28 protein-coding genes and 1 pseudogene are annotated in these 26,638 nt (G+C 63.4%); 8 read left to right on the plus strand and 21 right to left on the minus strand.

The window, feature by feature from the left end; all coding sequences use genetic code 11:
* Positions 1-23: 23 nt before the first annotated feature.
* Both FJ492_RS07815 and FJ492_RS29550 read right to left on the minus strand, forming a co-directional pair.
* Positions 24-893: an NAD(P)-binding domain-containing protein gene (locus FJ492_RS07815; RefSeq protein WP_140769349.1), complete on the minus strand. Its 870-nt coding sequence runs from the start codon at positions 891-893 to the stop codon at positions 24-26.
* 28 nt (positions 894-921) lie between these two features.
* Positions 922-1,685: pseudogene (locus tag FJ492_RS29550) on the minus strand (SDR family oxidoreductase).
* A 183-nt stretch (positions 1,686-1,868) separates the two neighbouring features.
* Between FJ492_RS29550 and FJ492_RS07825 the strand changes: the two are divergent.
* Positions 1,869-2,234 (plus strand): helix-turn-helix domain-containing protein, encoded by a 366-nt coding sequence (locus FJ492_RS07825; RefSeq protein WP_140508974.1) that lies wholly within the window; start codon positions 1,869-1,871, stop codon positions 2,232-2,234.
* Between the two features lie 66 nt (positions 2,235-2,300).
* Here the strand turns inward: FJ492_RS07825 and ftsH are convergent, their stop codons facing one another.
* The 15 genes from ftsH to FJ492_RS07900 form a co-directional block, all read right to left on the minus strand.
* The gene (gene ftsH / locus FJ492_RS07830) at positions 2,301-4,226 is read right to left on the minus strand and encodes an ATP-dependent zinc metalloprotease FtsH (protein ID WP_027141803.1); all 1,926 of its coding nucleotides are present in this window, start codon (positions 4,224-4,226) and stop codon (positions 2,301-2,303) included.
* Between the two features lie 122 nt (positions 4,227-4,348).
* Positions 4,349-5,716: a tRNA lysidine(34) synthetase TilS gene (gene tilS, locus FJ492_RS07835; RefSeq protein ID WP_140769572.1), complete on the minus strand. Its 1,368-nt coding sequence runs from the start codon at positions 5,714-5,716 to the stop codon at positions 4,349-4,351.
* 58 nt (positions 5,717-5,774) lie between these two features.
* Positions 5,775-6,869 carry a tol-pal system protein YbgF gene (gene ybgF / locus FJ492_RS07840; RefSeq protein ID WP_140769351.1) on the minus strand — a complete coding sequence of 365 codons (1,095 nt, stop codon included), beginning with the start codon at positions 6,867-6,869 and terminating at the stop codon, positions 5,775-5,777.
* A 179-nt stretch (positions 6,870-7,048) separates the two neighbouring features.
* A complete protein-coding gene (gene pal, locus FJ492_RS07845; protein ID WP_027141800.1) occupies positions 7,049-7,555 on the minus strand; it encodes a peptidoglycan-associated lipoprotein Pal in 507 nt (168 codons plus the stop codon).
* A gap of 235 nt (positions 7,556-7,790) precedes the next feature.
* Positions 7,791-9,101, minus strand: a complete 1,311-nt coding sequence (tolB, locus tag FJ492_RS07850; RefSeq protein WP_027141799.1) for a Tol-Pal system beta propeller repeat protein TolB — start codon at positions 9,099-9,101, stop codon at positions 7,791-7,793.
* 39 nt (positions 9,102-9,140) lie between these two features.
* Positions 9,141-10,298 (minus strand): TonB family protein, encoded by a 1,158-nt coding sequence (locus FJ492_RS07855; protein ID WP_140769353.1) that lies wholly within the window; start codon positions 10,296-10,298, stop codon positions 9,141-9,143.
* 7 nt (positions 10,299-10,305) lie between these two features.
* A complete protein-coding gene (gene tolR, locus FJ492_RS07860) occupies positions 10,306-10,758 on the minus strand; it encodes a protein TolR (RefSeq protein ID WP_027141797.1) in 453 nt (150 codons plus the stop codon).
* Between the two features lie 11 nt (positions 10,759-10,769).
* Entirely contained in the window at positions 10,770-11,480 is a 711-nt protein-coding gene (tolQ, locus tag FJ492_RS07865) for a protein TolQ (protein ID WP_015315267.1), read from the minus strand.
* 258 nt (positions 11,481-11,738) lie between these two features.
* Entirely contained in the window at positions 11,739-12,209 is a 471-nt protein-coding gene (gene ybgC / locus FJ492_RS07870) for a tol-pal system-associated acyl-CoA thioesterase (protein WP_140508965.1), read from the minus strand.
* Between the two features lie 169 nt (positions 12,210-12,378).
* Positions 12,379-13,275: a metallophosphoesterase gene (locus FJ492_RS07875; RefSeq protein WP_140769355.1), complete on the minus strand. Its 897-nt coding sequence runs from the start codon at positions 13,273-13,275 to the stop codon at positions 12,379-12,381.
* Between the two features lie 194 nt (positions 13,276-13,469).
* A complete protein-coding gene (ruvB, locus tag FJ492_RS07880; protein ID WP_027141794.1) occupies positions 13,470-14,507 on the minus strand; it encodes a Holliday junction branch migration DNA helicase RuvB in 1,038 nt (345 codons plus the stop codon).
* Between the two features lie 43 nt (positions 14,508-14,550).
* A complete protein-coding gene (ruvA, locus tag FJ492_RS07885) occupies positions 14,551-15,171 on the minus strand; it encodes a Holliday junction branch migration protein RuvA (protein ID WP_140769357.1) in 621 nt (206 codons plus the stop codon).
* Between the two features lie 13 nt (positions 15,172-15,184).
* Positions 15,185-15,697, minus strand: a complete 513-nt coding sequence (gene ruvC / locus FJ492_RS07890) for a crossover junction endodeoxyribonuclease RuvC (protein ID WP_027141790.1) — start codon at positions 15,695-15,697, stop codon at positions 15,185-15,187.
* Between the two features lie 96 nt (positions 15,698-15,793).
* Positions 15,794-16,327: a DUF1465 family protein gene (locus tag FJ492_RS07895; RefSeq protein ID WP_027141789.1), complete on the minus strand. Its 534-nt coding sequence runs from the start codon at positions 16,325-16,327 to the stop codon at positions 15,794-15,796.
* A gap of 384 nt (positions 16,328-16,711) precedes the next feature.
* Entirely contained in the window at positions 16,712-17,092 is a 381-nt protein-coding gene (locus FJ492_RS07900; RefSeq protein WP_140752001.1) for a cbb3-type cytochrome c oxidase subunit I, read from the minus strand.
* 322 nt (positions 17,093-17,414) lie between these two features.
* Between FJ492_RS07900 and FJ492_RS07905 the strand changes: the two genes are divergently transcribed.
* Entirely contained in the window at positions 17,415-17,966 is a 552-nt protein-coding gene (locus FJ492_RS07905; RefSeq protein ID WP_140713068.1) for a DUF2269 family protein, read from the plus strand.
* Positions 17,967-17,996: 30 nt separating this feature from the next.
* On the opposite strand, the gene FJ492_RS07910 is transcribed toward FJ492_RS07905, so the two are convergent.
* The 3 genes from FJ492_RS07910 to FJ492_RS07920 form a co-directional block, all read right to left on the minus strand.
* Positions 17,997-18,767 carry a sulfite exporter TauE/SafE family protein gene (locus FJ492_RS07910; RefSeq protein WP_027141786.1) on the minus strand — a complete coding sequence of 257 codons (771 nt, stop codon included), beginning with the start codon at positions 18,765-18,767 and terminating at the stop codon, positions 17,997-17,999.
* A gap of 117 nt (positions 18,768-18,884) precedes the next feature.
* Entirely contained in the window at positions 18,885-19,613 is a 729-nt protein-coding gene (locus tag FJ492_RS07915) for a class I SAM-dependent methyltransferase (protein WP_140769359.1), read from the minus strand.
* Positions 19,614-19,698: 85 nt separating this feature from the next.
* The gene (locus FJ492_RS07920; protein WP_140508953.1) at positions 19,699-20,157 is read right to left on the minus strand and encodes an Lrp/AsnC family transcriptional regulator; all 459 of its coding nucleotides are present in this window, start codon (positions 20,155-20,157) and stop codon (positions 19,699-19,701) included.
* 132 nt (positions 20,158-20,289) lie between these two features.
* Between FJ492_RS07920 and FJ492_RS07925 the strand changes: the two genes are divergently transcribed.
* The 3 genes from FJ492_RS07925 (at position 20,290) to FJ492_RS07935 (ending at position 23,018) form a co-directional block, all read left to right on the plus strand.
* Positions 20,290-21,195, plus strand: a complete 906-nt coding sequence (locus FJ492_RS07925) for a DMT family transporter (RefSeq protein ID WP_140713074.1) — start codon at positions 20,290-20,292, stop codon at positions 21,193-21,195.
* Between the two features lie 133 nt (positions 21,196-21,328).
* On the plus strand, positions 21,329-21,976 hold the full coding sequence (locus FJ492_RS07930; RefSeq protein WP_140752585.1) for a thiamine phosphate synthase: 648 nt from the start codon (positions 21,329-21,331) through the stop codon (positions 21,974-21,976).
* A gap of 1 nt (position 21,977) precedes the next feature.
* On the plus strand, positions 21,978-23,018 hold the full coding sequence (locus tag FJ492_RS07935; RefSeq protein WP_140508948.1) for a tetratricopeptide repeat protein: 1,041 nt from the start codon (positions 21,978-21,980) through the stop codon (positions 23,016-23,018).
* A gap of 15 nt (positions 23,019-23,033) precedes the next feature.
* On the opposite strand, the gene FJ492_RS07940 is transcribed toward FJ492_RS07935, so the two are convergent.
* The gene (locus tag FJ492_RS07940; RefSeq protein ID WP_140769361.1) at positions 23,034-24,050 is read right to left on the minus strand and encodes an NAD(P)-dependent alcohol dehydrogenase; all 1,017 of its coding nucleotides are present in this window, start codon (positions 24,048-24,050) and stop codon (positions 23,034-23,036) included.
* A gap of 105 nt (positions 24,051-24,155) precedes the next feature.
* Here FJ492_RS07940 and FJ492_RS07945 point away from each other — a divergent pair, with 105 nt between their 5' ends.
* The 3 genes from FJ492_RS07945 to FJ492_RS07955 all read left to right on the plus strand — a co-directional run bounded on the left by FJ492_RS07945 (position 24,156) and on the right by FJ492_RS07955 (position 26,618).
* Positions 24,156-25,025, plus strand: a complete 870-nt coding sequence (locus FJ492_RS07945) for a LysR family transcriptional regulator (RefSeq protein WP_140713082.1) — start codon at positions 24,156-24,158, stop codon at positions 25,023-25,025.
* Between the two features lie 139 nt (positions 25,026-25,164).
* Entirely contained in the window at positions 25,165-25,731 is a 567-nt protein-coding gene (gene efp / locus FJ492_RS07950) for an elongation factor P (protein ID WP_027141779.1), read from the plus strand.
* 86 nt (positions 25,732-25,817) lie between these two features.
* Positions 25,818-26,618: an inositol monophosphatase family protein gene (locus tag FJ492_RS07955; protein WP_140508944.1), complete on the plus strand. Its 801-nt coding sequence runs from the start codon at positions 25,818-25,820 to the stop codon at positions 26,616-26,618.
* The last annotated feature ends 20 nt before the right edge of the window (positions 26,619-26,638 follow it).

Consider the following 26,638-nt stretch of genomic DNA (forward strand, 5'->3'; position numbering starts at 1 on the left):
TTTTTGTTCGGCATTGGCCAGGCTCAACTCCCTTGCTTGGAGAGGAGCCCGACCAGACTTGAAAGATCGGCGTTGGCCATGCCAGCCGCCACACCGCGTCGCATAAGATTTTGCATCGGCAAGACGAGTTCGGTGCTGACATCAGCCGCTTTGCTGGCATCGACCAGATTGACATAGGCATCTGCCTGCATGCCCAGATTGGAAACGACATTGGCGGTGTGGTCGCCGCTGTCGATCTGTTGCGCCCATTTCGGCAATCCGCCTTGCATCGCCTGAAGCCACGATGTCAGCAGCGGCATGAATTCGCCGGCGGGGATTCCAGCCTTGCCCGTCAATGCCAATGCCTGCAGCACACCGGCGAACAACCCGTACATGCCGGCCAGGAGCGAGATGTCGTAGAGTGGCGCGAGACCGGCATCCTCGCCAAGATACTTGCTGGTGCCGAGCGCATCGAGCCGGCCTGCATGGTCGTCGAACGCTTGCCTGGAGCCACTGTAGAGTATCAAGGCATTCTGCCCGCCGATCATCGGCGGTACCGCCATGATGCCGCCGTCGATATAGTCGGCACCGCATTGGGCGGCCCAGACGGACATCGCTCGCGCCTGTTCGGGTGTGCCGTTGGTGAGATTGACCAATGTGCGGCCCGAAAGCGCGTCCCCTGCGGGACCGAGCACCTCATGGACAGTGTCGTACACCAGAAGGCATGCCACGATCAGCGGGCTCGACCTGACCGCCTCCTCGACATTCCTGGCCACTATGGCGCCGTTGGCCGCGACGAGCTCCGACTTTGCCGCTGAGCGGTTCCACACCGTCACCGCGTGCCCCTTCTCAAGAAAGGCTTCGGCGAGCGCCGTGCCCATGGCACCGAGGCCGATTACAGCAATATCACTCATCCTGCTTTTCCTTTGTTCGCTTTGCCGGTCACACCGGCAGAGGGCTCAGATCCTGGCCAAGGCCGCCATCCACGGTCAGCCGGGCACCCGTGGTGAAGGTCGCGTCGAAAGCCAGGAACAGCACCGCACGCGCCACCTCCTCGATCGTGCCGTGACGCTTCATCGGCGTGACCTTGTCGCCTATCCTGATGAAGGCCGCACGCTCCTCGGCGGAAGCGCTGGCCACACCCATTGTCGGTGTGTCGATGAAGCCGGGGCTGACCACATTCACGCGGATCCGGCGCGGCAGCAGTTCGGCGGCCAGCACCTTGGCGAAGGCGCGAAGTGCTGCCTTCGACCCGGAATAGACACTCATGCCGCCGGTGCCGGATTCGTCGGCGACGGACGAGGTGAAGACGATGGCGCCGCCATCCCTAATGAGGGGCAAGAGCCGCTGAACGGTGAAGAAGGCCCCTTGGTATTGATGTTGAAGATGCGGTCGTAGCTGTCTTCGGTAACCTGCGGCACCGGCTCCAGATAGGCGATCCCGGCATTGACGTGCAGGAAATCGATCTGGCCGAGCTTCTGCCCGACCTCTGCGCCGAGTGTAACGATAGCGGCCATGTCGCCGATGTCGGACCGCAACACATGGGCGCGCGAAAACAGCCTGGCGCGTGCGGCATCGATGTTGCGTTCGTCACGGCCGGTGACCAGCACCTCGGCGCCGCCCTCAACCAATGCCTCGGCGACAGCGAGCCCCATGCCGTGGGTTCCGCCGATCACCACAGCTTTGCTGTTTGCGTATCGTGTCATGATGCATCCTTTTGACAAAATCCTGCCCTCGACGGCCTTTGCAGGCCGAAGCGGGATACCGATATGGTGTTGTGGTGCTCGCCGGTGTTTGCGATCTGGTCCGAAGCTATGGGCCGACTTGGTTTTTCTCAAGTACCGACAAAAATGTAAGCCACCCACCGATTGCTCAGAATTGGATGAAACATGGGAAAGAAACAGCCAGATAGTTGCGGACTTGGACCCGCACTCGAGGTGATCGGCGGCAAATGGAAAGCGTTGCTGCTCTGGCAGATACACAAAGCGCCGGCGCGATTCGGCGAGCTGAAGCGCCTGGTGCCCGACATCAGCGAAAAAATGCTGATCCAGCAGCTGCGCGAAATGGCGGCGGACGGCATCGTCCATCGCCAGGTCTTCCCCGAAGTGCCGCCCAGGGTCGAATATTCGATCACCGACTTCGGCATCGAGCTGGACAATGCCCTGATCCCGCTCGCCAGATGGGGCAAGCAACATGCGGTGCGGACTGAAAGGCGTCCCGGCAAGGCAGATGCGCCCGCGCCGCACGCTTCATGACCAGCACGAATAAAAAACGCCGCGGCTTCAAACCGCGGCGTTTTTCTTGAAACCTGTAATCCAAGCTCAGCTGGACGGCTGCGGCTCCATGCCGCCTTCGGGCTCGGGGCCCTTCTTGCGGCGGCCGGACTTCGGCACGGCCGAGCCACGGCTCGGCGGCGTGTCGTCGCCAAGGTCGCGCGAGGGCTTCTGTCCGGCGATCAACTGCTTGATCTCCTCGCCGGACAACGTCTCGTATTCGAGCAGGCCTTGTGCCAGCGCGATCCATTCCTTTTTCTTCTTGGTCAGGATGGATTTAGCCGTCGAATAGGCTTCGTCGATCAGCCGACGCACCTCGCCGTCGATGATCTGCGCGGTCTCTTCCGAGATGTTCTGCGTACGCGCCACCGAATGGCCGAGGAACACTTCCTCCTGGTTGTCGCCATAGGCGACATGGCCGAGCTTGTCGGAGAAGCCCCAGCGCGTGACCATGGCGCGCGCCAGCTTGGTCGCCTGCTCGATGTCGGAGGAAGCGCCGGACGTGATGTTCTCCTTGCCGAACTTGAACTCCTCGGCGACTCGGCCGCCCATCATGATGGCGAGGCGCGAGATCATGTATTTGTAGCTCATGGAGTAGCGGTCGCCTTCCGGCAACTGCATGACCATGCCGAGCGCGCGGCCGCGCGGGATGATGGTCGCCTTGTGCAGCGGATCTGCCGACGGCACGTTGAGCGCCAGGATGGCGTGGCCGGCCTCGTGATAGGCGGTCAGCTCCTTCTCGGCCTGGGTCATGGCCGACGAGCGGCGCTCGGCGCCCATCATGATCTTGTCCTTGGCGTCCTCGAACTCGGCCATGGTGACGAGGCGCTTGTTGCGCCGCGCCGCCATCAGCGCGGATTCGTTGACCAGGTTCATCAGGTCGGCGCCAGAGAAGCCGGGCGTACCACGAGCGACAACCTTGAGGTCGACATTGGGCGCCAGCGGCACGTTGCGCACATGCACCTTGAGGATCTTCTCGCGGCCGACGATGTCGGGGTTCGGCACCACCACCTGGCGGTCGAAACGGCCTGGTCTGAGCAATGCCGGATCGAGCACGTCGGGCCGGTTGGTGGCGGCGATCAGGATGATGCTTTCGTTGGACTCGAAGCCGTCCATCTCGACCAGCAGCTGGTTCAGCGTCTGCTCGCGCTCGTCATTGCCGCCGCCGAGGCCGGCACCGCGATGGCGGCCAACGGCGTCGATTTCGTCGATGAAGATGATGCAGGGCGCATTCTTCTTGGCCTGGTCGAACATGTCGCGGACGCGGCTGGCGCCGACGCCGACGAACATCTCGACGAAGTCCGAGCCCGAAATGGTGAAGAACGGCACGTTGGCTTCGCCGGCGACCGAGCGGGCAAGCAGCGTCTTGCCGGTGCCGGGAGGGCCGACCAGCAGCACGCCGCGCGGAATCTTGCCGCCGAGGCGCTGGAATTTCTGCGGATCGCGCAGGAACTCGACGATCTCTTCGAGATCTTCCTTGGCCTCGTCGACGCCGGCGACGTCCTGGAAGGTGACGCGGCCATGCGCCTCGGTCAGGAGCTTGGCCTTGGACTTGCCGAAGCCCATGGCGCGCCCGGAGCCGGACTGCATCTGGCGCATGAAGAATATCCACACGCCGAGGATGAGGATCATCGGCAGCCACGAGATCAGGTAGCCGAACAGCGAATTGGAGCCGTCGGTCTCAGGCCGCGCATTGATGGTGACGTTCTTGTCCTGCAGCCGCGAGACCAGCTGCGGATCGCCGGGCGAATAGGTCTGGAAGCCGCTGGAGTTGTCGGTGTAGGTGCCGGTGATGCGGGCGCCCGCGATGGTCACCGTCTTGACCCGGCCGGCCGCGACATCCTGCAGGAACTGCGAATAAGGCACATCGCTCGAAGCCCCGCGCGTCTGCGGCGTCTGGAACAGATTGAAGAGGGCGATGAGCAGGACCGCTATGATCGCCCAGAGCGCGAGGTTGCGATAGTTCGGATTCATCAATTGTCCCGTTGGCGTCCGCGAGCGGACAGCATCATGAGAGGAAACTTGGGCCTAACATAGGGAGAGCGTCCCCCCTTGCCAAGCAGAACAGCATGTCTGGGTTAAGCTTTCGCCCAGCATCAACCGGCACTGTGGCCACGCAATGGCAAGGCGGGAAGCGGCGCGGCGCCGATCAACCCGGCGACGGCGCGTGCCGGGGCCAGATCGAAGGACGGCAGGAAGCGGGCAAAGGGGCTAACGATCGGCGAGGCCGCGAACCTTTGCGGTGCGGGCCAATCAGGCGCCGGACCAGCTTTCCCGACGCCTTCCGGCAGGGCTGGTTCAGCCGCCAATGCCGCGCGCAACAGGCTGGGCGGGGTCTCGCCCCGGCCTACAACCAGCCGCTTCGCCGCCGCTGCCCCGAATGGCGCGATCAACAATGCACCGCTGGCGTCGTTCAACGTGATTTGGCGGCGGTCATCCCAGATGGCCGCGTCGACCGCCGCCGCTGCCGCCGGCAAGCCCCGCCTCTCTCGGTGCAGGAAGATGCCGGCGCGCCGGAAGTCGACCACCGTCCGCGACAATGTGGCGCAAAGAAACCCGGTCTTCAGCCGGGCGAACAACGCCTCGCTGCGAGCCAGGTCCGGCAGGAAGGCAATCCCGCCCGACGTTGCCAGGAGAATGCGCAGCGCGTAGACGGCCGCCCGATCGTCGCCGGCGCCGAGCAGGGCCGGATCGAGTCGGATGAGGCCCACTGCCGGCCGGCTGGCAAAGCGCTCGACCAGGCAGGCGGCCTCCGCGCCAAGACGCGTGCGGGCGCGGGCCTCCTTCGCGGCCAACGCCAGCGCGTCGTTCATGCGCTGTGCGCCGGCCTCCCCGGCAAGGATTGCGCGCATGCGCGGCCGCTCGAAGGCTTCATCGGCATTGGTCGGGTCCTCGGCCCAGCCGACCTGTTGGCGGCGCAGGAAATCGCGCAACGCATGGCGCCGCACCCCAAGAAGCGGTCGCACGATCCAGTCGCGCCAGTCATGCAAGGTGGCGGGTGCCATGCCGGCAAGGCCCCGTCCCTCGTCGCGGGCCGCATCGTTGCGATCGAGCCGCATCAGCACCGTCTCGGCCTGGTCGTCGGATGTATGTCCGGTCACGATCAGGCCGATGCCTTCCGCCCGCGCGGCGCTGGCCAGCAGCCGGTAGCGCGCCTCGCGCGCTGCCGCCGGGAGGCCGGTCGACGGTTTTTCTCCGGACCAGGCCAGGATACGGTGGGCGATGCCGCGCTCCGCGCAAAGCTTCGCCACGGCCAGCGCCTCATCAGCCGAACCCTGCCGCAAGCCGTGGTCGACGGTTACAGCCAGCAGCCTGGCGGACGGTGCGGTTCGGTCGAGATGCTGTTTGAGAAGAAGAAGGAGCGCAGTCGAGTCGCTGCCGCCCGATACGGCCGCAACAGCGCCGTTGGTAAAATCGATACGCGAAAAAAGTCTCGTCGAAAAATCAGGCCCGGTGTCGAGCATCAATGCATGTCGCCAAAAAGCGGTCCCGGGTTTGGGACTGCGACATCCCAGGGAAAGATCAGCACGCAGCCAGTGCCTTCTCCTGCTTGACGCGTTCCTTGAGTGTGCTGGAAATATCGGGATAGCGCTTGCCGACCTCGCTGAAGGTGGCGCAGGCGACGTCATGCTGCTTGAGGCCGACCAGCGACACGCCGAGCTTCAACAGCATGTCGGGCGCTTTCTTGGCTTTGGGATAGTCCTTGCTGGCGGCGAGGAAGACTTCCGCCGCATCGCGGTATTTCTGCTGGCCAAGCAGCGATTCGCCCAGCCAGTAATGTGCGTCCGCCGTCTTGGCGTCCTTGGGGAAGCGGGAGATGTGGTCGCGGAAACCCTGTTCGGCGGTGCCGTAGTCGCCCGACAGGATGAACTGGTAGGAGTTGCGGTAGAGCTCTTCGGGATTGTTGGTGGCGGGCAGCGCCGCGACCACCGTGCCGCCGGACTTGCCGGCCTTGGCGGGTGCGCCGTTGGCGGGTGCCGTGTCCTGTGCCGGTGCGGTTGCCTGCGTATTGCCGCCGGCATCGATCACATTGCCATTCTTGTCGACGGTGATGGACCCAAAGGTCTTTTCGGGCGCTCCCTTGCCGGGGATCACCTTGCCGGGGTCGCCGTCGGGTGATTCGACAATGACGTCCTCGACCGTCTTGCCGCTTGTGGATTGATCGCCGCCGGGCGCGGCCCCGGCATCAGCCGGCGCCTGGGTTGCCGGGGCCGAGGCCACGTCGGTGTTGGTTCCGGTGGTGGCGTCTGATTTCTTCTGCGCCGGCGGTTGTCCACCTTGCGAGCCGCCTTCCAGCTGCTGGAAGCGGAACTCGTTGTCTTCCTGTTGTTTGCGGATCTGCTCCTGCATTTGCAGGATCTGGAAATTGAGTTCCTCGACCTTGCCGGTCAGCTGCCGCAGCTGGTCCTCGAGCCCGGTCACGCCGGCGCCGCTCGACTGCGCGAGCTGGATCTGATCCTGCTTTTTCTTCTCACCGAAAAGGCTGGGCAACTCAAGTGTCGGCAGATGGAAGGAAAACCCGCTCTCGGTTGATTGCCCCGAACCGCTCGCTAAAGCGGTTACGCCTGATAGGAGCAGCAGCGCAAGCGTGCCGCTCAGAACCGATCTCAAATGCATGTGCCTCTCGCCGTCCAATCGTTAGCTTGTTCGCGCCTTCCAATCGATGTGAGACCAGCCAAGCGCCCTCGGCTCATAGCAGGGCGCGAGACTTCGGCCAAATTTTGTTTCGGGCCTCCGGATATGAAAAAGGCGGCCGGGAGGCCGCCTTTCGCAGAAGTGTGTTGTATTTTTGCCGATCAGGATCCAGCGCCGCTGAGCGTGGTGACGGCGCGGCGATTCTGCGACCAGCAGGAGATGTCATCGCATACCGCGACCGGACGTTCCTTGCCGTAGGAAATCGTCTTGAGGCGGCTGGCCGAAACACCCTTGGAAACCAGGAAGTCGCGAGTAGCGGCCGCACGGCGGGCACCGAGCGCCAGATTGTATTCGCGCGTGCCGCGTTCGTCGGCATGGCCTTCGACGACGATGGCATATTGCTTGTACTGGTTCAGCCACTGCGCCTGACGCGAAAGCGTCGTCTGCGCGTCGGCCCGGATCGAGGTCGAGTCCGTATCGAAGAAGATGCGGTCGCCGATGTTGACGGTGAAGTCCTGCGCAGAGCCGGGTGTTGCAGCACCCGCGCCATTGAGGCCAAGGTCAGCGGCGCTGTTCGGCGTCTTCTTCGAGGCGCAACCGGCGACGGCGAGCATCGCCACCAGCGCGATCATGACCGGGTTTCTGGTAAGTGCTGCGATACGGCCCATGCCGCCTCTCCTTCGTATTCGAGTGATTTCGTTGATCACCCAGTAACCACGTTTGGGTTAACCGGCATTCAAGAAACACGGTTAAAATTTGGTTTAAACTGCCCGTCCGCAGCCGTTTTGTCATGAGCCACAGTTGGCGCGGACCCTAGGCGGAAATGCGGCCAAAACGCGACGAAGGCGGGAAAAAGGGGCCGAAAACGGCCCCTTTTCAGCTTGTGTGGCAATTCAGTCGAACCTATTCCAGCAACGGCGACCAGGCCGGATCCGAAGCAAAATTCGATGTCGGGATCGGCTGTTCGTTGCGGCCGGTGAGATCGACGGAAACCAGTTTCGGGCCGCCATTGGAGTCACGGAAGAACATCAGCACGCGGCCATTCGGGGCCCAGGTCGGGCCTTCCTGCTGGAAGCCGGACGACAGGATGCGCTCGCCAGAGCCGTCGGTCTTCATGACGCCGATCTGGAATTCGCCGCCGCTCTGCTTGGTGAAGGCGATGAGGTCGCCGCGCGGCGACCATACCGGCGTCGAATAGACGCCGTCGCCGAAGGAGATGCGGGTCTGGCCCGAGCCGTCGGCGCCCATGACGTAGATCTGCGCGCGGCCGCCACGGTCGGAGGTGAACACCACCTTGCTGCCGTCGGGCGAATAGGAGGGGGAGGTGTCGATGGCGGTCGAGTTGGTCAGCCGCGTCGTCGAACGGCTGCGCAGGTCCATGGCGAAGATGTTGGAATTGCCGTCGTCGCGCAGCAGGCTCATGATCACCTTCTGGCCGTCGGGCGAGAAGCGCGGCGCGAACGTCATGCCGGGAAAATTGCCGACCAGTTCGCGCTGCCCGGTCTCGATCTGCAGGAGATAGACCCGCGGCTGGCCGCTTTCATACGACATGTAGGTGATTTCCTGCCGGTTCGGCGAGAAGCGTGGCGTCAGCACGATCGACCGGCCATCCGAAAGGTAGCGGACGTTGGCGCCGTCCTGGTCCATGATGGCGAGGCGCTTCTTGCGCGCGTTCTTGGCGCCGGACTCGTCGATGAACACGACGCGCGTGTCGAAATAGCCCTTCTCCCCGGTCAGCCGCTCATAGATGGCATCGGCGATGATGTGGGCGACGCGGCGCTGATTGGCATCGTTGGCGAAGAACTGCTCGCCGGCCATCTGCTGTCCGGCAAAGGTGTCCCACAGCCGGTACTGGGCGCGGATACGGCCGTCTGCTTCCTTGCTGACGCTGCCGGTGACCAGCGCCTGCGCGTTGATTACCTTCCAGTCGTCGAAGCGGGGGGTTGCGTCCGGATTGGCGATCTTCTCGATGAAGGCGCTCTTGTCGATCGGCGCGAACAGGCCGGAGCGCTTGAGATCAGCGGTGACAATCTGGGAAATCTGGGCGCCAAGCGCATCACCGCCCTGGAAATCCGTAATGGCGATCGGCAGCGGCTCGACATTGCCCTTGTTGACGTTGAGTTCGACGAGCGCCAGCGCCGGCAGCGTGCCGGCAGCGGTCATGCCCATCGCCATCGCGGCAATCATCAGGAGCGGCTTGAGGATTGATTTCATGTCTTCTCGCTTCTCATACTGATTTTCGGATGTCAGGGCCTACAGGCCGAGCATCTCCCTTGGATCGAAGGTGACCCGGATGTCGTTCCAGATATCTTGCTTGCCGGCGGGAACCTGCAGGCCGGCCATGTCGCATTTCTGAACCGCGCGCACCGCACTCTCATCGAACTGCCTGTTGCCGCTCGATGTTTCAACGGAGGGACGACCGTCGAGCTTGCCTGAGTTGTTCAGGTTGAAACGGACGACGACGACGAAATTCTCCGAACCTTCAAGCCCGGCCGGCAAGGTCCAGCAACCGCCCAACTGGCTTTCCAGGGCGCCCTGCTCCGACTTCGACAGCTTCTGGCCTTGATTCTTGTCGCCACCGAGCGACGCCTGCTGGGTCGAGCGCTTGGCGCCGCCGCCGGACGGCTTCTGCTTGTCGAGCAGGGCCGAAATCTCATTGGCGTTGAACTGCTTGTCGTCGGACTTCGGCTTCGACGAGGCTTCCTTGACCGGCTTGTCGGCATCTTTGCGGTCAGGCGCCTTGGCGCTTTCGGCCTGTGCCGGCTGCGGCTTTGGCCGCGCTTCCGGCGCGGGCGCCGAATTCGGCAATTGGGTCTCTTCTGTGGGCGGGTCCTTGGCTATGGCCTCGGCGACGGCATCCGGCTTGACCTCAGGGGTCGGATCGATAGCAGCGGTCTTGTCCTGCGGCGGCGGTGTCGGCGCCGGCTTGGCCGGCGTCGGCTTGGGCTCCGTCTTCTTGACCGGCTCGGGCTTGACCTCTTCCTTGGGCGTCGGCGCTGGCGCCACTTCCGTCGCCGGAATGGGCTTGGGCTTTTCCTGCGGCTTCGGCACGTCCTCGGTCTTCGGGATTTCCTTCGGGGTTGGCGCTGGCGCCGGGGCCGACGTCGTGTCGACGGGTTTCGGCTTGGCTTCCGGCGTTATCGGCTTGTCGGTGTCGACGCTGTTTTCGCCCACCTTCTGCGCATCCGGCACGACGTCGGGACGCTGCGTCGGCAACGGCGCCGGCTTTTCATGCATCACGGCCTTCTTGTCGCCCTGTAGCGTCTGCGCAATGGCTTCCATCGGCACGATATCGACCGCAACCGACTCCACGTCGGCCGACGGAAGCGCGGCCGGCGCCGACAGGGTGAACAAGCCGAAGGCCAGCACCGCCGTGTGCAGGATCACCGATGTGGTGAGGCCGGTCCTCATCGTGCGTCTATTGATCCTGTTCCTGCAGTGAAACCAGGCCGATGTTTTTGTAACCAGCGGCCGAGATGCGAGCCATGACCTTCATGGCCGTGCCATAGTCGGTCGATTTGTCGCCACGAATGAAGATACGCTCTTCATAACCGGTCTTCGAGATCGCCTGCAGTTTGGCCACCAGTTCCTCGATCGGAATCTCGGTTTCCTGCAGGAATATCTTGCCGGTCGCATCGATCGAGACGGTGATCGGCTGGGTGTCGGCATTCATCGCCTTGGCCTGCGTGTCCGGCAGGTCGATCGGCACGCCGACCGTCAGCATCGGCGCGGCGACCATGAAGATGATCAAAAGCACGAGCATGACGTCGACCATCGGCGTGACGTTGATCTCCGACATCAGCGCATGGTGGCGGCCGCGCCGCCGGTGGCCGCGCCCGCCGCGCCCTCCCATGCCTACGGACATACCCATCTCGTTACTCCTCAGGCCTTAGGCGCGACTTTTTCATCGATTTGGCGCGAGAGTATGGCGGAGAACTCATCGGAGAACCCCTCCATGCGCACAGCGATCTTGCTCGCATCCGATGACAGCTTGTTGTAGGCGATGACCGCCGGAATAGCGGCGAGCAGGCCGATGGCCGTCGCCAGCAGCGCTTCGGCGATACCGGGCGCGACCACCGCGAGGCTGGTGTTCTTGGAGCCGGCGATGGCCTGGAACGACGTCATGATGCCGATGACGGTGCCGAACAGGCCGATGAAAGGTGCTGCCGATCCGGTCGTGGCAAGGAAGCCGAGGCGTCCCTCCAGCTTCTCCATCTCGCGAGTCAGCGCCAGGTCCATGGCCTTGTCGATGCGGGTCTGCAGGCCGAGCGGCGACTTGGCGCCTTTCTCGAAACTCTTCTTCCATTCACGCATGGCGGCGACGAAAATGGCGCCCATGCCTGTCGTCTTGCGGTCGGCGAGCGTGCGGTAGAGTTCCTCCAGCGACTGCCCGGACCAGAAAACCTGCTCGAAGCGGTTCAGCGCCAGCCGCATGCGGCCATAGGCAACCAGTTTGTCGACGATGATCGCCCAGGTCCATACCGAGGCGCAAAGCAGCCCGATCATGACCAGCTTGACCACCCAGCTGGCCTGCATGAACAAGGCCCAAATCGACAATTGCGCGCCCGGTTCGGCGAGTGCGATATTTTCCATCGTTACGTCCTTAAGATTTTCCGGGCGAAGCTGGCGGCTGGCCCATGGCATCCCTTGTGGTCGGTTCGCACGAAGCTACCGGACACCCCAAACCGTGCCGTTAGCGGCCTTTTCGGGGCAAATATTGGTGAAAGGAAGGCGCTGGATAACGCCAATCTTCGCCAATCTCTTCATGAACCGTTATGGTTAAGGATGGGTTAGTCCATAGGCGCGGCGCATTGCCGCGCCCGGGCATCGCAGGCCGGCATCACCTGAATATCAGCGTACCCGAGGCATGAAGGCCGCGACCCATTCCCTGGGGAAGCGCCTCGGCCGGCCGTTCTCGCCGATGATCGCCGCCTCGACCTTGGCCTCGACCAGCACCTCGTCGCCGCGCTTGAGCTGCTGCGCCATGAAGATGCGCGCGCCTGAGATGTCCCGCGTGCGGGTGTCGACGGTCAGTATGTCGTCGATGCGGGCGGGGATGCGGAAGTCGATCTCCATGCGGCGTACCACCCACACGATCTTCTCGCCATGCTTGCCGTCGGCGAGTTCGGTATGATGCACGCCGGTGAGCCTGAGATAATCGGAGCGGCCGCGCTCGAGGAATTCGAGATAGCGCGCGTGATAGACGACGCCTGAGAAATCGGTATCGGCATAATAGACCCGCGCCATCAGCCGGTGGCCGAACTCGGTCAGCGCGCCGGAAAGCCCAGCCAGCAATGCCGCGGATTCACCATGATCGCCCATTGCGCTTTCCTTTTGGATGCCGACGCGGCAGGTATTTTTGGCGCATGAACCCGATGGCACTGTTGACGGCGCGGATCAAGACCCGTGCTGGCGTCGTCGAAGCGTTCAATGGCGAGAAGGCCGAGCCGGACGTGAAGGACGCAATCCGAAGCCTACCCTGAAGTGCCGGTCAGCCGAGGTCGATCTGCAGGATTTCCGGACGCATGCCGAAGCGGATGGGCAAATTGCTGAAGCCGAGCCCGCCCGAGACGATCAGGTTGCGGTCGTTCTCGATGACATGGCCATAGGCGTAGCGATTGCCGAACTGCGACGGCACGATAGGCGAATAGCCGAACAGCCGCACCTGCCCGCCATGGGTGTGTCCCGCTAGCGTCAGCGACACGCGCGACGGCACTTTTGGAAAAATGTCTGGTTCGTGCGCCAGCAGGATGACAGGCGCGGGGTCGCTAATTTTAGCCAGCGTGCCGTCGAGATCGTCCAATCGCCTGGGACGCTCGTGCTTCTTTTTCCGCAACAGCGCCAACTGATCGGCGAGGCCGGCGATCCATACGCCATGTCCATCCTTTTCCAGACGCACGACGTCGTTCTCCAGAACCGGGATGCCGACCTTCTCCAATGCCTTGCGCGCGATCGTCGGACCAACTCCGGCACGCTGCGCGAAGCCATCGGCCCACCAGTCGTGATTGCCGAGGATCGACAGCACGCCGAGCGGTGCCTTGAGGCCCGATAGGGCGCCAGCCCATTCCGGCGGCGTCACCCTTTGCGACAACAGGCGAACGCCGGCGATGTAGTCGCCGAGCAGCACGATCAGGTCCGGCTGCAGAGCATTCGCCTCTTCGGCAAGCGAAGCGATCCGCTCCGGCGTCATCCACGGCCGGCAGGCGTGGATGTCGGCAAGCGCGACGACGCGAAGCTTCAATCCGGCGGGCCAATGCGGTGGCGTGAGCGCATAGCGCTTCACATGCGTCAGCAGCATCGGTTCGATGCCGACGGCGTAGGCACTGAACGAGGCGACCGACAGGAATGACCCGCCGATGAAGCGCAGGAACCCGCGTCTGGTTATCATTGAGTGACTCCGGCACCTCATTTCGGCATGCGCTGATGCCTGTCCCCCCAAAAGCGATCTCAATTTGGGAGGACGACGTGCAAGAGGCAGCGAGCCCGATACAATCCAAGAATACGCCTGCAAGCCGGCGAAGATGAGGAGAATTTGCGCAGGTCCGTTCACTGATGCTTGATCGGCGTGAAAGCCGCGGCGGGCTACTCTTCCTGGAACAAATTGATCTGCTGCTGCGCCAGATCCTTCGGCGCATCGAGGCCGAGATGGCGCCAGGCATTGGCGGTCAGCATGCGTCCGCGCGGCGTGCGCTGGATGAAGCCCTGCTGGATCAGATAGGGTTCGATGATGTCCTCGATGGCGTCGCGGGGCTCGGACAGGCCCGCCGCGATCGTCTCGATACCCACCGGCCCGCCGCCGAAATTGCGCGCGATCATGCTGAGATAGCGGCGGTCGAGCGCGTCCAGGCCGAGCGCGTCGACTTCGAGCCGGGTCAAGGCTTCGTCGGCGATCAGGCGGTCGACATGGCCGTCGCCGGCAACCGAGGCGAAATCGCGCACCCGCCGCAACAGCCGGCCGGCAATGCGCGGCGTGCCGCGCGCGCGCCTCGCGATCTCGAGCGCACCGTCATTGCCGAGCGGCATCTGCAGGATGCGAGCGCCGCGCCGCACGATCTGCTCCAACTCCTCGACGGTGTAGAAATTGAGCCGCACCGGAATGCCGAAGCGGTCGCGCAACGGATTGGTGAGCAGACCGAGCCGCGTGGTGGCTGCCACCAGGGTGAAGCGCGCGAGGTCGATCTTGACCGAGCGCGCCGCCGGTCCCTCGCCGATGATCAGGTCGAGCTGGAAATCCTCCATCGCCGGATAGAGGATTTCCTCCACCGCCGGGTTGAGCCTGTGGATCTCGTCGATGAACAGCACATCGCCTTCTTCGAGATTTGTCAGCAGTGCCGCGAGATCGCCTGCCTTGGCGATGACCGGCCCGGAGGTCGAGCGGAAATTGACGCCGAGCTCACGCGCCATGATCTGCGCCAGCGTCGTCTTGCCCAGCCCCGGCGGTCCCACGAACAGCACATGATCGAGCGCCTCCTTGCGGCCCTTGGCGGCCTCGATGAAGACTTTGAGGTTTGCCCGCACCGCCGCCTGACCGACGAAATCGTCGAGCGTCTGCGGCCGCAACGTCTGCTCGGCGTCCTCGCCACGCTTTTCCGGTGCAATGAGACGGGGGGAAAGGCTCATGGGGCCTTCCTTGCACAAGGTAGCGCCTCGGACAAGCGATGGCTCACCGCGCCAGTTCCCTCAGCCCGAAGCGGATGAGTTTCGACGCATCGGCGCCCTCGCCCGCCGTCTTCAGCGCCGCCGACACCGCATTGGCGGCGGTGTCACGCGAATAGCCGAGGTTGACCAGGGCCGAGACCGCGTCGGTGATCGGCGCCGGCGCTACGCCTTCGCCGAGTTCCTGCTTGAGCCCGATGGTGCCGGTGGCTGTGCCTGCATAGGCCGGCGCCTTGGCCTTCAATTCGGTGACGATGCGCTCGGCCACCTTCTTGCCGACGCCAGGGGCGCGGGAAACCATGGCGATGTCGCGCAGTGCAATGGCATTGGCGAGGTCGGCCGGCGCCAGCGTCGACAGGATGGCCAGCGCCACCTTGGCGCCGACACCCGGCACGTTGCTCATCAGCAACCGAAACCATTCGCGCTCGAGCTGCGACTGGAAACCGTAGAGCCGCAGCATGTCCTCGCGGACATAGGTCTCGATGAACAGCACCACCGCTTCGCCGAGCGAAGGCAGTGCCGCCAGCGTGCGGGTCGAGCAGTAGGCGACGTAGCCGACGCCGTGGATATCGACGAGACAATGGTCTTCGTCGACCTCGTCGAGCGTGCCCTTGAGCTTGCCGATCATCCCCAACAGCCTCTCATGATGCCAATACTGCCAGCCGATAGGCCGCACTCTGCCGGTGATGCGCGTGGCAAATCGCGATGGCCAGCGCGTCGGCGGCGTGTTCGGTGTCGAAGATCGCCTTCGGCAGCAGCACCTTCACCATCATGTGGATCTGCTTCTTGTCACCGTGGCCGACGCCGATCACCGCCTTCTTCACCGCGTTGGGCGCATATTCGGCGACGACGAGGCCCGCCCGCGCCGGGACCAGCATGGCGATGCCGCGCGCCTGGCCGAGCTTCAGCGTCGCAACGGCGTCCTTGTTGACGAAGGTCTGTTCGACGGCGGCCTCATGCGGCATGGCCTGATGCAGGACTTCGGCAAGCCCATCATGCAGTTGACAGAGCCGCGTCGCCAGCGCTGCCTTGTCCTCGGAGCGCACGGTACCCGAAGCGACAAAACGCAAGGAATTGCCGAGGCTCTCGACAATGCCCCAGCCGGTGCGCCTGAGCCCCGGATCGATACCGATGATGCGAATCGCGTCCCCCATCCGGTGACTTTACCCCCGGCGGGCAGCGATGCCAGCGAAATGTGAACAAACCAGAAACAACCCTTGCCAATTCAAGGGGAGCGATTGCGGGATCGCTTAATTGCGGGCGAACGCCGTGTTGAGCAGGCTGATCTGGTCCGAAACCGGATTGGGCCGGCGGGCCACGGGCTGCATGTCGACCACCGCGCCGGCGCCGTAGATCTCTTCATCCATGCGGCGCACCAATGCCTGCAGGCGCAGCGATCGGTTAACGAGGTCGAGGAAATCGTTTGGCAGTTCGGCCCAGCCGGCCGCTTCGTCATGGGCGGAAGCGGTATCGAGACGCACCTTGGACTTTTCCGAGGCGACCTGGTCGCGGGTCATCTCGCCGGAATTCGCCGCGCGCTGCAAAAGCAGCCACGAGGCAACCTGCATCAGCCTCGTGGTCAGTCGCATCGATTCGGCCGCGTAGAGCGTGGCCGCCAGCCGCGACAGTTTCTTGGCCTCGGCCCGGCCCTTGCCGTCGAGATACTCCGCCGCCTGTTCGACCAGCCCCATGCCTTCCTGGTAAAGCGGCTTGAAGGAGTGCGAAAAAACCCGGCGCTCCGCCAGCTTCACGGTTTTCGCAATGCCCTTCGAAGGCTCGTTCATTGATAATGCCCCTGCACTCGCAACCGGCCGATTCGGCTCTCTGCCGATACACCCGGGACGCTATATAACTGAAGCTTGAAAATGCGCTTCGTCCGGGGTGAAGGCAAGCACATGTTTAACAGAAGGTTAACGGGGAACCGCTGCGCGGAATGCCGCCGGAATGCGGACAAAAAAAGAGCCGCGGATAAGGCGGCTCTCAGGAGTTTAACAGGGAGGCGTCAAACAAAGTGGCTCCAACCACTCGGTAAGAATCCAGATCACTGGATGGACATAGTAAACGCCCGTAAAGCTTAATGAACCCTTAACATCCCTGATATTTTTTAACCCAACACCGTGCTCCTGTGCCGTAACAGCACAGCCGCACAGCCCGGTTTCAACCTTCCCTCAGGTCTTTTTCCACACCACTGGCAAGGCAATGAAGGCAAACAGCAGAATGCCTGCGTAGAAGCCGATCGAGGATATCCCCAGCAACGGCTCGATCCCCGGATTTCCGGCAAGCAGTATATAAAGGCCGATCATGAGCCCGATGCCGCTGATTGCCGTCAGCCAGAAATGGACCAGGGCCAGCGTCTTTTGCCCGGCTGCCGGAAACAGGTGGTAAAAGAACGCGAAGACCGCCGACATCAGCCAGCCCGCCACCATAGTGTGGGCGTGGGTCGGCATCTGGCCGTGATCTTCGCTGATGGCCATGTGGATGCCGAGTGCCATGCCGCACAGCGCATAGATGATCGCCAGCGTGAAGAAATTCCGTGCTGTCCCTTGCATATTAGTCCCCCGAATTGCCTTTTCCCAAGCTGGGAATGAGTTGATCGCCACGCGAGCGCTGTCGCCGCCGGACTTCCAGCGTCGGCACTAGCATCGGCACTGTTTCCGGACGATGTCGCCCCCCGACGCTCCCGACATAGCAGAAAATCGGGCGGTGCGTTCATCATATTAGTCGCTCCTTTCATTGGCCGGCAGTCTGAAACACAGCCGGCTTTTCCACGACATCGTTTCGAAACAGCCGCGGCGCTAAACGCTGCGGCATCTGATCGGCGAACGGGCAATGGCCGCCTCGCCATCAACCATTGGACATCGGGAGAAAGTCATGGATTGGTATTCCATCGTCAAATTGCTGCACATCGTTTCGGCGATGCTTTGGGTCGGTGGCGGCTTCACGCTGATGGTGCTGGCGACGCTGGCGGATCGTGCCGGCAACATTCAGGGAACGCTGCAGGCGATGCGCGCCACCGGCGAGCTGGGCAACCGCTTCTTCGCGCCGATGTCGATGCTGACATTGGCCTTCGGCTTGATCATGTGCTCATTCTGGGTCGGCTTTTCCGATCTCTGGATCCTGATCGGCCTTGCCGGCTACGCCACGACCTTCTGCATCGGCATGTTCGTTTTCAAGCCGACAGCCGACCACATGACCGCGATGATCGCCAGGGACGGCGTGACGCCCGCGGCACTTGCCTACGGCCAGCGCATCCTGCGGGCGGCGCGCTTCGATTATGCGGTGATGCTGGTCATCGTCACCGACATGGTGCTGAAGCCGACCCTGCACGACGTCGCCATTCTCGCCGGCATGATTGTGGTTCTTGCCGCCGGCGCCACAATGGCGCTCGGCCGGACACGGCGCATGGTGCCCAACGCCGCCTGACCAGAGCGGATCGCCTGAAGGGGCGCTGGTCTACATCAAGCCGGCAATCCCGTCCCACAGAAGCTTCACAGCCACGACCGCCACGGTCGCATAGGTGAAGGGATAAAAAACCTCCGGCCGCATCCGCCGCACCAGCCATGCACCGGCGATGGTCGACAACGGCGCCAGCGGCATCAGCACCGCCGATGCCGTCAGATTGGCGGTGTCGAATTGGCCGAGCGCGAAATAGGGAATGAGCTTCAGTGCGTTGGTGGCGGCAAAGAAGATCGCTGCCGTGCCCGACAGCACCTTGGGATCGAGTCGGATCGGCAAGGCATAGACTTGGAAGGGCGGGCCGCCGACATGGGCAACGAAGCTGGTGAAGCCTGCGACCGTGCCCCATATGGCCGCGGCCACGCGATTGGGTGCGGCCGCATGGTCGGAACCATGACGAAATTGCAGGTAAAGCCAGCGCAGGACGAAGATGATGGCGACGGCGCCGACGATGAGCCGCACCGCTTCCTCGGTGACGAGTGCTGCCGTCAGCCAGCCAAGCCCGATGCCGATGATGGCGCCCGGCATCATGTCGGCCAGCATCTTTCTGTTATAGACGCCCCACCATGTCCACACCGAGACGATGTCCATCAGGCACAGGATCGGCAGCAGGATGGCGGCCGCCTGCACCGGCGGCATGGTCAGCGCCATCAGCGGCACGCCGACAAAGCCGACGGCGCCGCCAAAACCGCCCTTGGACAGGCCGACCAGAATGACCGCCGGGACGGCGGCCGCGTAGAACCACGGATCGAGAAGCAGGCCTGACATGGGGAGGGGCTGGTCTGGAGGGAAAGCGGATCAACGTCTGAATAGCCTGGAATCGCCTGCTCGGCGACCGCAAATATGGGCTGGCCGCGACATATCGGGCCAACGGGCTTCGAACCCTTATCGGCGCGCCGAAACCAGCAGGAACATCGGCCGCTCGAGCTCTTCCGCAAGATCCGGCCTAGCCGCGATCTGCGCGGCCGTCGGACGGAATTCGTCGACATACTCGATTGTGAAACCCGTGCGGATCAGCGTGTTGAGCGTTGTGCCGATGGTGCGGTGATGTTTGACCACCCCCTTGGCCAGCCAGTCGGTCTTGCGCGGCCCTTCCACCAGATACCGGTCGACGGGCCAGGTCCTTTTCCCTTCCCCATCGATCGACCAGCCCGGTTTGGTTGGGGCCATGTAGATCGGATGTTCCGTCGAGAAGACAAAATGGCCGCCGGGCGACAGGGCCTGGTGCACGGTCCTGAACAGGCGCTCAATATCCTCGATATAGTGCAAGACGAGCGAACTGTAGGCGAGATCGAAGCCGCCTTGCGGCAGGCTTAGCTGGTCGAGGTCGGCTCTCTCGTAGGTGACGCCGGCGTCCGGGCCGGCCGCTCTCGCACGGGCAAGCATCTTCTCCGACAGGTCAAGCCCAAGGACTTGCCTCGCCCCTTGCTCGTGCGCCCAGCGGCAAAACCAGCCGAAGCCGCAGCCGAGGTCGACGATCCTGAGGCCTGCGACGTCAGGCAGCATCGCACGCAGCGCCGGCCACTCGGCAGCGCCGTCCAGGCCTTCGACAGAGCGGCCAAGCTGGCTGTAGCCAGCGAAGAAATCCGGCTGATCGTAAATGTTCTGCGCCATGTTTTTCTCGCTCCTAGGACAGCCATCTGGCGGAAGACTGACATTTGGTGAATTGGCCGCGCCTTTCCACCATGGCCATGTGGTGTCAAGCCTGTGAGCCCGACGGCAACCCCAGGGGCGGCGGCCGCCGCCGGATCGGCTGTGCCTTGATGATGGCGGTGCTGGTCTCGGCCTTGTCGGCGATACGGTCGAGAACACCATCGAGGTCGCCGATCGAGCGTACGTAAAGCCGGGCGACGAAACAGTCATCGCCCGTCACCTTGTCGCATTCACCAAACTCGGCAATCTCCTCGATCAGTTTCTGGACGATGTGCAGCTTGCCCGGCAAAGGTTTGATCCGCACGATCGCCTGGAGCGTATAGCCGAGCGCCAGCGGGTCGATCTCGACGGTGAACGCCCGGATGACGCCCCGTTCCTCGAGCCGCCGCAGCCGCTCCGAGACGCTCGGCGACGACAGCCCGACCTGGGCCGCGAGATCCTTCAGCGAGGTCCGCGCATCCCTGACCAGGATTTCCAGCAGATTTCGGTCGAAGTCATCCAGCATTTATTTTTCTCGCGGATTCCAAGCTGCCAGCCTAAGATAATTAGGCAAAGTCGTCATAACTCCTTTTCATGGAGATGGAAAGCCTCCGCATCGCATGGGATTATGCCGCCTCAACGGGTTCAGAGGCTTATCATGAACGATACTGTACGTGGCACGGTCGAAATGTCGGCCGCAATGGCGATCTTGGGAACGATCGGATGGTTCGTCATCATGTCCGGCCAGCCGATCATGGATGTGGTGTTCTGGCGCTGCGCGTTCGGCGCGCTGACGCTGCTCGTCATCTGTGCCTCGCTTGGATTGTTGCGCAAGAGACTGTCGTTGCGCATCGTCGGCCTCGCGGCACTTGGGGGCGCGGCGATCGTCATCAACTGGCTGCTCCTGTTCAGCGCCTTCTCACGCGCCTCCATCTCGATCGCCACCGCGGTCTACAACACGCAGCCCTTCATGCTGGTCGGCTTCGGCGCGCTGTTGTTCGCCGAGCGGCTGACATTGACCAAGCTGAGCTGGCTGGCAATCGCCTTCGCCGGCATGGTGCTGATCGTCGGGGCCGCCCCTGACGCCGGCGATGTCGGCACGAACTATTTCGCCGGCATTCTCATGGCCCTGGCCGCCGCCTTCTTCTGGGCGGTCGCGGCCATCGTCACCAAGAAGCTCAAGGGCACGCCCCCGCATCTGATCGCACTCATCCAGGTTTGCGTCGGCGTGGTCATGCTGGCCCCCTTCGCCAATCTCTCGCATCTTCCCGCCGATCCATGGAGCTGGGCTATGCTGGCGACGCTCGGCGTCGTTCACACCGGCCTGATGTATATCCTGATGTACGGCGCCATCCAGAGGCTGCCGACGCATCTGCAGGGGTCGCTGTCCTTCATCTATCCGGTCGTTGCCATCCTGGTCGATGTCACGGCCTTCGGCCATCGGCTGCATCTCAGTCAGGTCGTCGGCGCCGCCGCCATCCTGACCGCTGCCGCCGGCATGAACCTCGGCTGGACATTGTGGAAATCCAGACCGTCCGCCGCGAGCCCGCAGCCGATCAAGTAAGGCGGCATGCCGGCTACCCGGCCGGTCAAAAATTGCGATCCTGGCTGCCCGCCTGTTCAAAGCGGGCAGTTTGCTCTATGCCGCAATCCAACCATCTTCGCCCGGCATAGGCGAAACCCGGGATCGAAGAACCATGAATGACGCAACGCCCCCCAACCGCTGCCGCATCGTACTGATCGCGCCGCCCGGCGTGCTGGCCACCCGCATCGCGGCCGCGTTCGACGGCGGCGACATCGCCTCGCTGATCCTGCCCGAGAACGGCATGGACGAGGCCTCCTTCCAGGCCTTTGCCGAACAGGTCGTGCCGGCCGCGCAGGCCGCGGGCGTGGCCGTCATCATCGCTGGCGACACCCGCATCGCGGGCCGGGTCCAGGCCGACGGCATCCATGTCGAGGTCTCCAAGGCCGAACTCGCGGAGACGATCGAGCATTTCCAGGCGAAAATGATGGTCGGCGCCGGCGGTGCCAAGACCCGCGACGACGCGCTGGAGCTTGGCGAAGCCAGGCCCGATTACATTTTCTTCGGCCGCTTCGGCTACGACAACAAGCCCGAGCCGCATCCGCGCAACCTGTCATTGGGGCAATGGTGGGCGCAGATGATCCAGATCCCCTGCATCGTCGAGGCCGGTTGCGATCTTGCCTCCGTCGAGACGGTGGCCGCCACCGGCGCCGAGTTCGTCGCGCTGTCCAGCGCCGTGTTCGCCGACGGCGTCGATCCGAAGGCGGCGATCACTCGCGCCAATGCGCTGCTCGACGAAACAGCGCCGCGCTTCGAGGATTGACGTGTCCCTGGCAAGGCTTTCCCTTCAGGCCCTGCTTGCGGCGGTGATGATCCAGGCCGCCGCCGCCGAAACCATACCCTTGCCGCAGCCCAAGCCTGAAACCGGCGTGCACACCGACAAGCCGATCGAAAACCAGTTGCCCCAGCCTGCCACCACGGCGGAGCCTGCACCGCTGCCCTCGGTCGACACCGTCAATCCCGATCGTTTCGGCGCCAAGCCGGCCGACGCCGCCTATGGTGCCTTCCAGCGCGGGCTCTACAAGACCGCCTACAATCTGGCGCTGGTCCGTGCGCAGAATGGCGACCCGGCCGCGCAGACGCTGGTGGCCGAGATCCTGTCGCGCGGGTTGGGTGTCCCGTTGAACTCGGCCGAGGCCGCGAAATGGTATGCGCTTGCCGCCGAGCAGGGCGTCCCGGAATCGCAGTTTCAATATGCGCTGATGCTGCTCGACGGCCGCTATGTCAAGAAGGACGCGAAGGGGGCCTATGCCCTGATGCAGGCCGCCGCCGAAGCCGGCAACCAGCTGGCGCAATTCAATTTCGCGCAGATGCTGGTCCAGCAGGATCCCGGCGACGCCGGCCTGGCCAAGGCGGTTTCCTATTATGAGCGCGCTGCGGCGACCGGTCTCGCCGATGCGCAATACGCCATGTCTCAGATCTATGCCAATGGCGTCGGCGGCAAGCCGCGCGACGACGCACAGGCACGGCGGCTGCTGGCGCAGGCCGCCCGTCAGAACTATGACACCGCGCAGATCGATCTCGCCGCCTGGATGATCGAGGGCCGCGGCGGCGCGCGCGACCTGAAATCGGCGTTCGGCTGGACGAAGCAGGCCGCCGAAGGCGGCAATGTCGCGGCCCAGAACCGCCTGGCAAAACTCTATATGCAAGGCATCGGCACCGATCCGGACCTCGTGCTCGCCGGCGCCTGGTACATCGTCGCCCGCCGCGCCGGCCTCATCGATCAGGAGATGGACGATTTCCTGCAAGGGTTGAGCGACGACCAGACCAAGCAGGCCCTGCAGAAGGCGAACCGCCTGCCCTGAGGACAGCGCGCACGCTTATTGAATGTGATCCAGGACGACTTTGCCGAAGGGCGAGCCGTGTTCGAGATGGCGGAAGGCGCTGGCTGCCTCACGCCACGGCAAGACCTTGTCGATCACCGGCGTCAACCGGTTGACGGCAAGAGCCCGGTTCATCGCCTCGAAGGATTCGCGTGAACCAACCGGTATCCCGCGTGCCCGGACCTGGCGGCGGAAGATGTCGAGCGGGTTGACTGCCCCTTCACTGCCGCCGAGATAGCCAATTACGTTGATCTGGGCACCCCGCGCCGAAGCCCTCAGCGACTGGGCGAAGCTTTGCGGCCCGCCGACTTCGATGATGTGATCGGCGCCCAGCCCACCGGTGAGCGCCAGCACGGCTGACGCCCAATCCGGGTCGCTGCGGTAGTTGATGCCATCATGGGCGCCAAGCGCTTTTGCGCGCGTGAGCTTGTCGTCGCTGCTTGACGTGACGATGACGCGTGCGCCGGCGGCGGCGGCAAACTGCACCGCAAACAGCGAGACACCGCCTGTGCCCAGGCTCAGCACCGTCTCGCCGGGTTTCAACCGGCCTTCGGTGAACAGCGCATGCCAGGCCGTCACGGCGGCGCAAGGCAGGGTCGCGGCCTCGACGTCGCTCAGGTGCTCTGGCGCAAGGACGGCCGCCTGTTCATCCAGCCTCGCGAACTCGCTGAGCAACCCGTCGATGGGACCGCCCCGTTGATAGGAGGGTTCGGCCATGGCGAAACTGCCGCCGATCCAACGCTGCCAGAATGTAGCGCAGACGCGGTCGCCGACCTTGAAGCGGGTCACTTCGGCGCCAACGGCAACCACTTCGCCGACGCCGTCCGAAAGCGGAACCAATGGCAGCGCAAAGGCAGTGTGGTAACTGCCACGGGCGATTTCCACATCGCGGTAATTCAGTGCCGTGGCCTTGACCTTGATAATCATCTCCTGGCGGCCCGGTTCCGGCATCAGCCGCTCGACCAGCCTGAGATTGTCGATGCCGCCCGGGTGCTGCAATTCGATGGCCTTCATTGTCTTCTTTCCGTTTGGAGGTCCTGGAAAGGAAAATCGCTTGCCTTGCTTATGATTTCAAATTCATAATAATCAGTATGATTATGCATTTGGAGCACCGCTAGAATGCTGGAGGAACTGCGCACGCTCGTTCTGTTCGCCGAGGAAGGCTCTATTCAGAATGTGGCCCGGCGCCTGCCTTTGACGCAGCCTGCCGTCACCCGTCAGGTGCAGCGACTGGAGGATATGCTCGGGACAACGCTTCTTGATCGCCGGCAGAAGCCGCCGCGCCTGACCACGGCGGGACTGGAGGTGTTGGAGCGCGCGAAAGACATACTGGCGTCAATCGAGGCTCTGAAAGCCTTCGCCGCCGACACCGAACCGCAAGGCGTGCTGCGTGTCGGCTTGGCACATGGCTTGTCCGACGGGAGCGTTGCGGGCGGTATAGCTCGCGCGGCTGCGACGTTTCCAAAAATATCCTTGCGGCTCAAGACCGGTTGGAGCGCGGATCTGATCGAGCAGTTCGAGCGCGGCCTGCTCGACATGGCGATTGTTCTACGACCCGCCAGTCATCAAGGCCCGGACGTGCTCGGCACCGAACGTCTCGCCGTCATAGCGCAGGCCGGCGCTACCAAATCCCGTCTTACGGACGCCGCCTGGGCTTCCATGCCTTGGGTGCTCAGTCCCGAGCCTTGCGACGCACGTCAGAGACTCCTCGCCATTTTGGGCGGCGAACGGCATCGGCTCGTTGTGGCAGCGGAAATTCAGGACCCGGCGATGCAGATGGAATGGGTACGTCGGGGACACGGCCTCGGCCTCATGCCGTCGCGGCTCGCCGCGCGCGGACTTCCCGACGACCTCGCGCTTGTCGATACTGGAGATTTGGACCTTTCATTGCAGGTCGTGGCACTGCGCTCTCCTCACCTCAACCGCCTGGCGAAGGCCGCGCAGGCCATTGCAACGACCGTCGGCGACGTCCTCGATATCGAGACCTGATGCCGCCTTGCCGGCTGGAGCCGACCCGTCCTCCCTTGCCTCTCCGGGCGATTTGTGGTCTTGGAGCCCTAAATCGCTTGTCACGGCGAACATCCCAACCAACGGTCTGGCCGTTGGCAGCATCCCGGATCCCATCATCATGGCCAAGATCAATGGCAACGAAATCCGTCCCGGCTATGTCATCGAACACGATGGCGGCCTCTGGGTGGCGGTCAGGACCAACACCGTAAAGCCCGGCAAGGGCGGCGCGTATAACCAGGTCGAACTGAAGAACCTCATCAACGGCACCAAGCTCAACGAACGCTTCCGTTCGGCCGAGACGGTCGAGCAGATCCGGCTCGACCTGAAGGATTTTTCCTTCCTCTACGAGCAGGAAGACGCGCTGGTATTCATGGATACTCAAAGCTACGAGCAGCTCGAACTGAACAAGGATTTCGTCGGCGACCGCGCCGCGTTCCTGCAGGACGGCATGATGGTGACGGTTCAGCTCTACGAGGAGCGGCCGATCGGCATTTCGCTGCCCGACTATGTGACGTTGACCATCACCGAGGCGGATCCCGTGGTGAAGGGCCAGACGGCAGCGTCCTCCTACAAGCCGGCTGTGCTGGAAAACGGCATTCGGGTGCTGGTCCCGCCCTTCATCGGCGCCGGCGAACGCATCATCGTCGACACCAACGAAATCACTTACGTGCGCCGCGCCGACTGATGCATGTCGCCCAAAGGTGGCCCTGGTTTTGGGTCACCGGCATGCATCGAGACAGAGTTTAAAGCGCCGCACCAGGAAGAAGCACTATGGCACGCTCCGCCCTCCTCAACGTCATGGTTCAGGCCGCAATGAAGGCCGGCCGCTCGCTGTCGCGCGACTTCGGCGAGGTCCAGAACCTGCAGGTCTCGATGAAGGGCCCCGGCGACTATGTCAGCCAGGCCGACCGCAAGGCCGAGGACATCGTGTTTGCCGAATTGTCGAAAGCGCGCCCGGGCTACGGTTTCCTGATGGAAGAGCGCGGCACGGTCATTGGCGATGACAGCCAGCACCGCTGGATCGTCGATCCGCTCGACGGCACCACCAATTTCCTGCACGGCATTCCGCTTTTCGCCGTCTCCATCGCGCTTGAGCGCCAGGGTCAGATCGTTGCCGGCGTCATCTACAATCCGGCCATGGACGAGCTCTATACGACCGAGCGCGGCGGCGGTGCCTTCATGAATGATCGCCGCCTGCGCGTCGCCGGCCGCACCAAGCTTGTCGACACGGTGATCGGCTGCGGCGTGCCGCATCTCGGCCGCGGCCATCACGGCAATTTCCTGGTCGAACTGCGCAATGTCATGGCCGAGGTCTCCGGCGTACGCCGCATGGGCTCCGCCTCGCTCGATCTTGCCTATGTCGCCGCCGGACGCATGGACGGGTTCTGGGAAGTCGGCCTGTCGGCCTGGGACATCGCCGCCGGCCTGCTCTTGATCCGCGAGGCAGGCGGCTTCGCCTCCGACATGAATGGCGGACAGGACATGCTGGACACCGGCACGGTCGTCGCCGGCAACGAGATCATCCAGCGCGCATTGCTGAAGACGGTGAAAAAGCCGCTCCCGCCGCGCTGAACCGCCGCAGTCGTAAAACC

Source organism: Mesorhizobium sp. B2-5-4 (genome assembly GCF_006441095.1).
In the GTDB taxonomy this organism is placed as follows: domain Bacteria; phylum Pseudomonadota; class Alphaproteobacteria; order Rhizobiales; family Rhizobiaceae; genus Mesorhizobium; species Mesorhizobium salmacidum.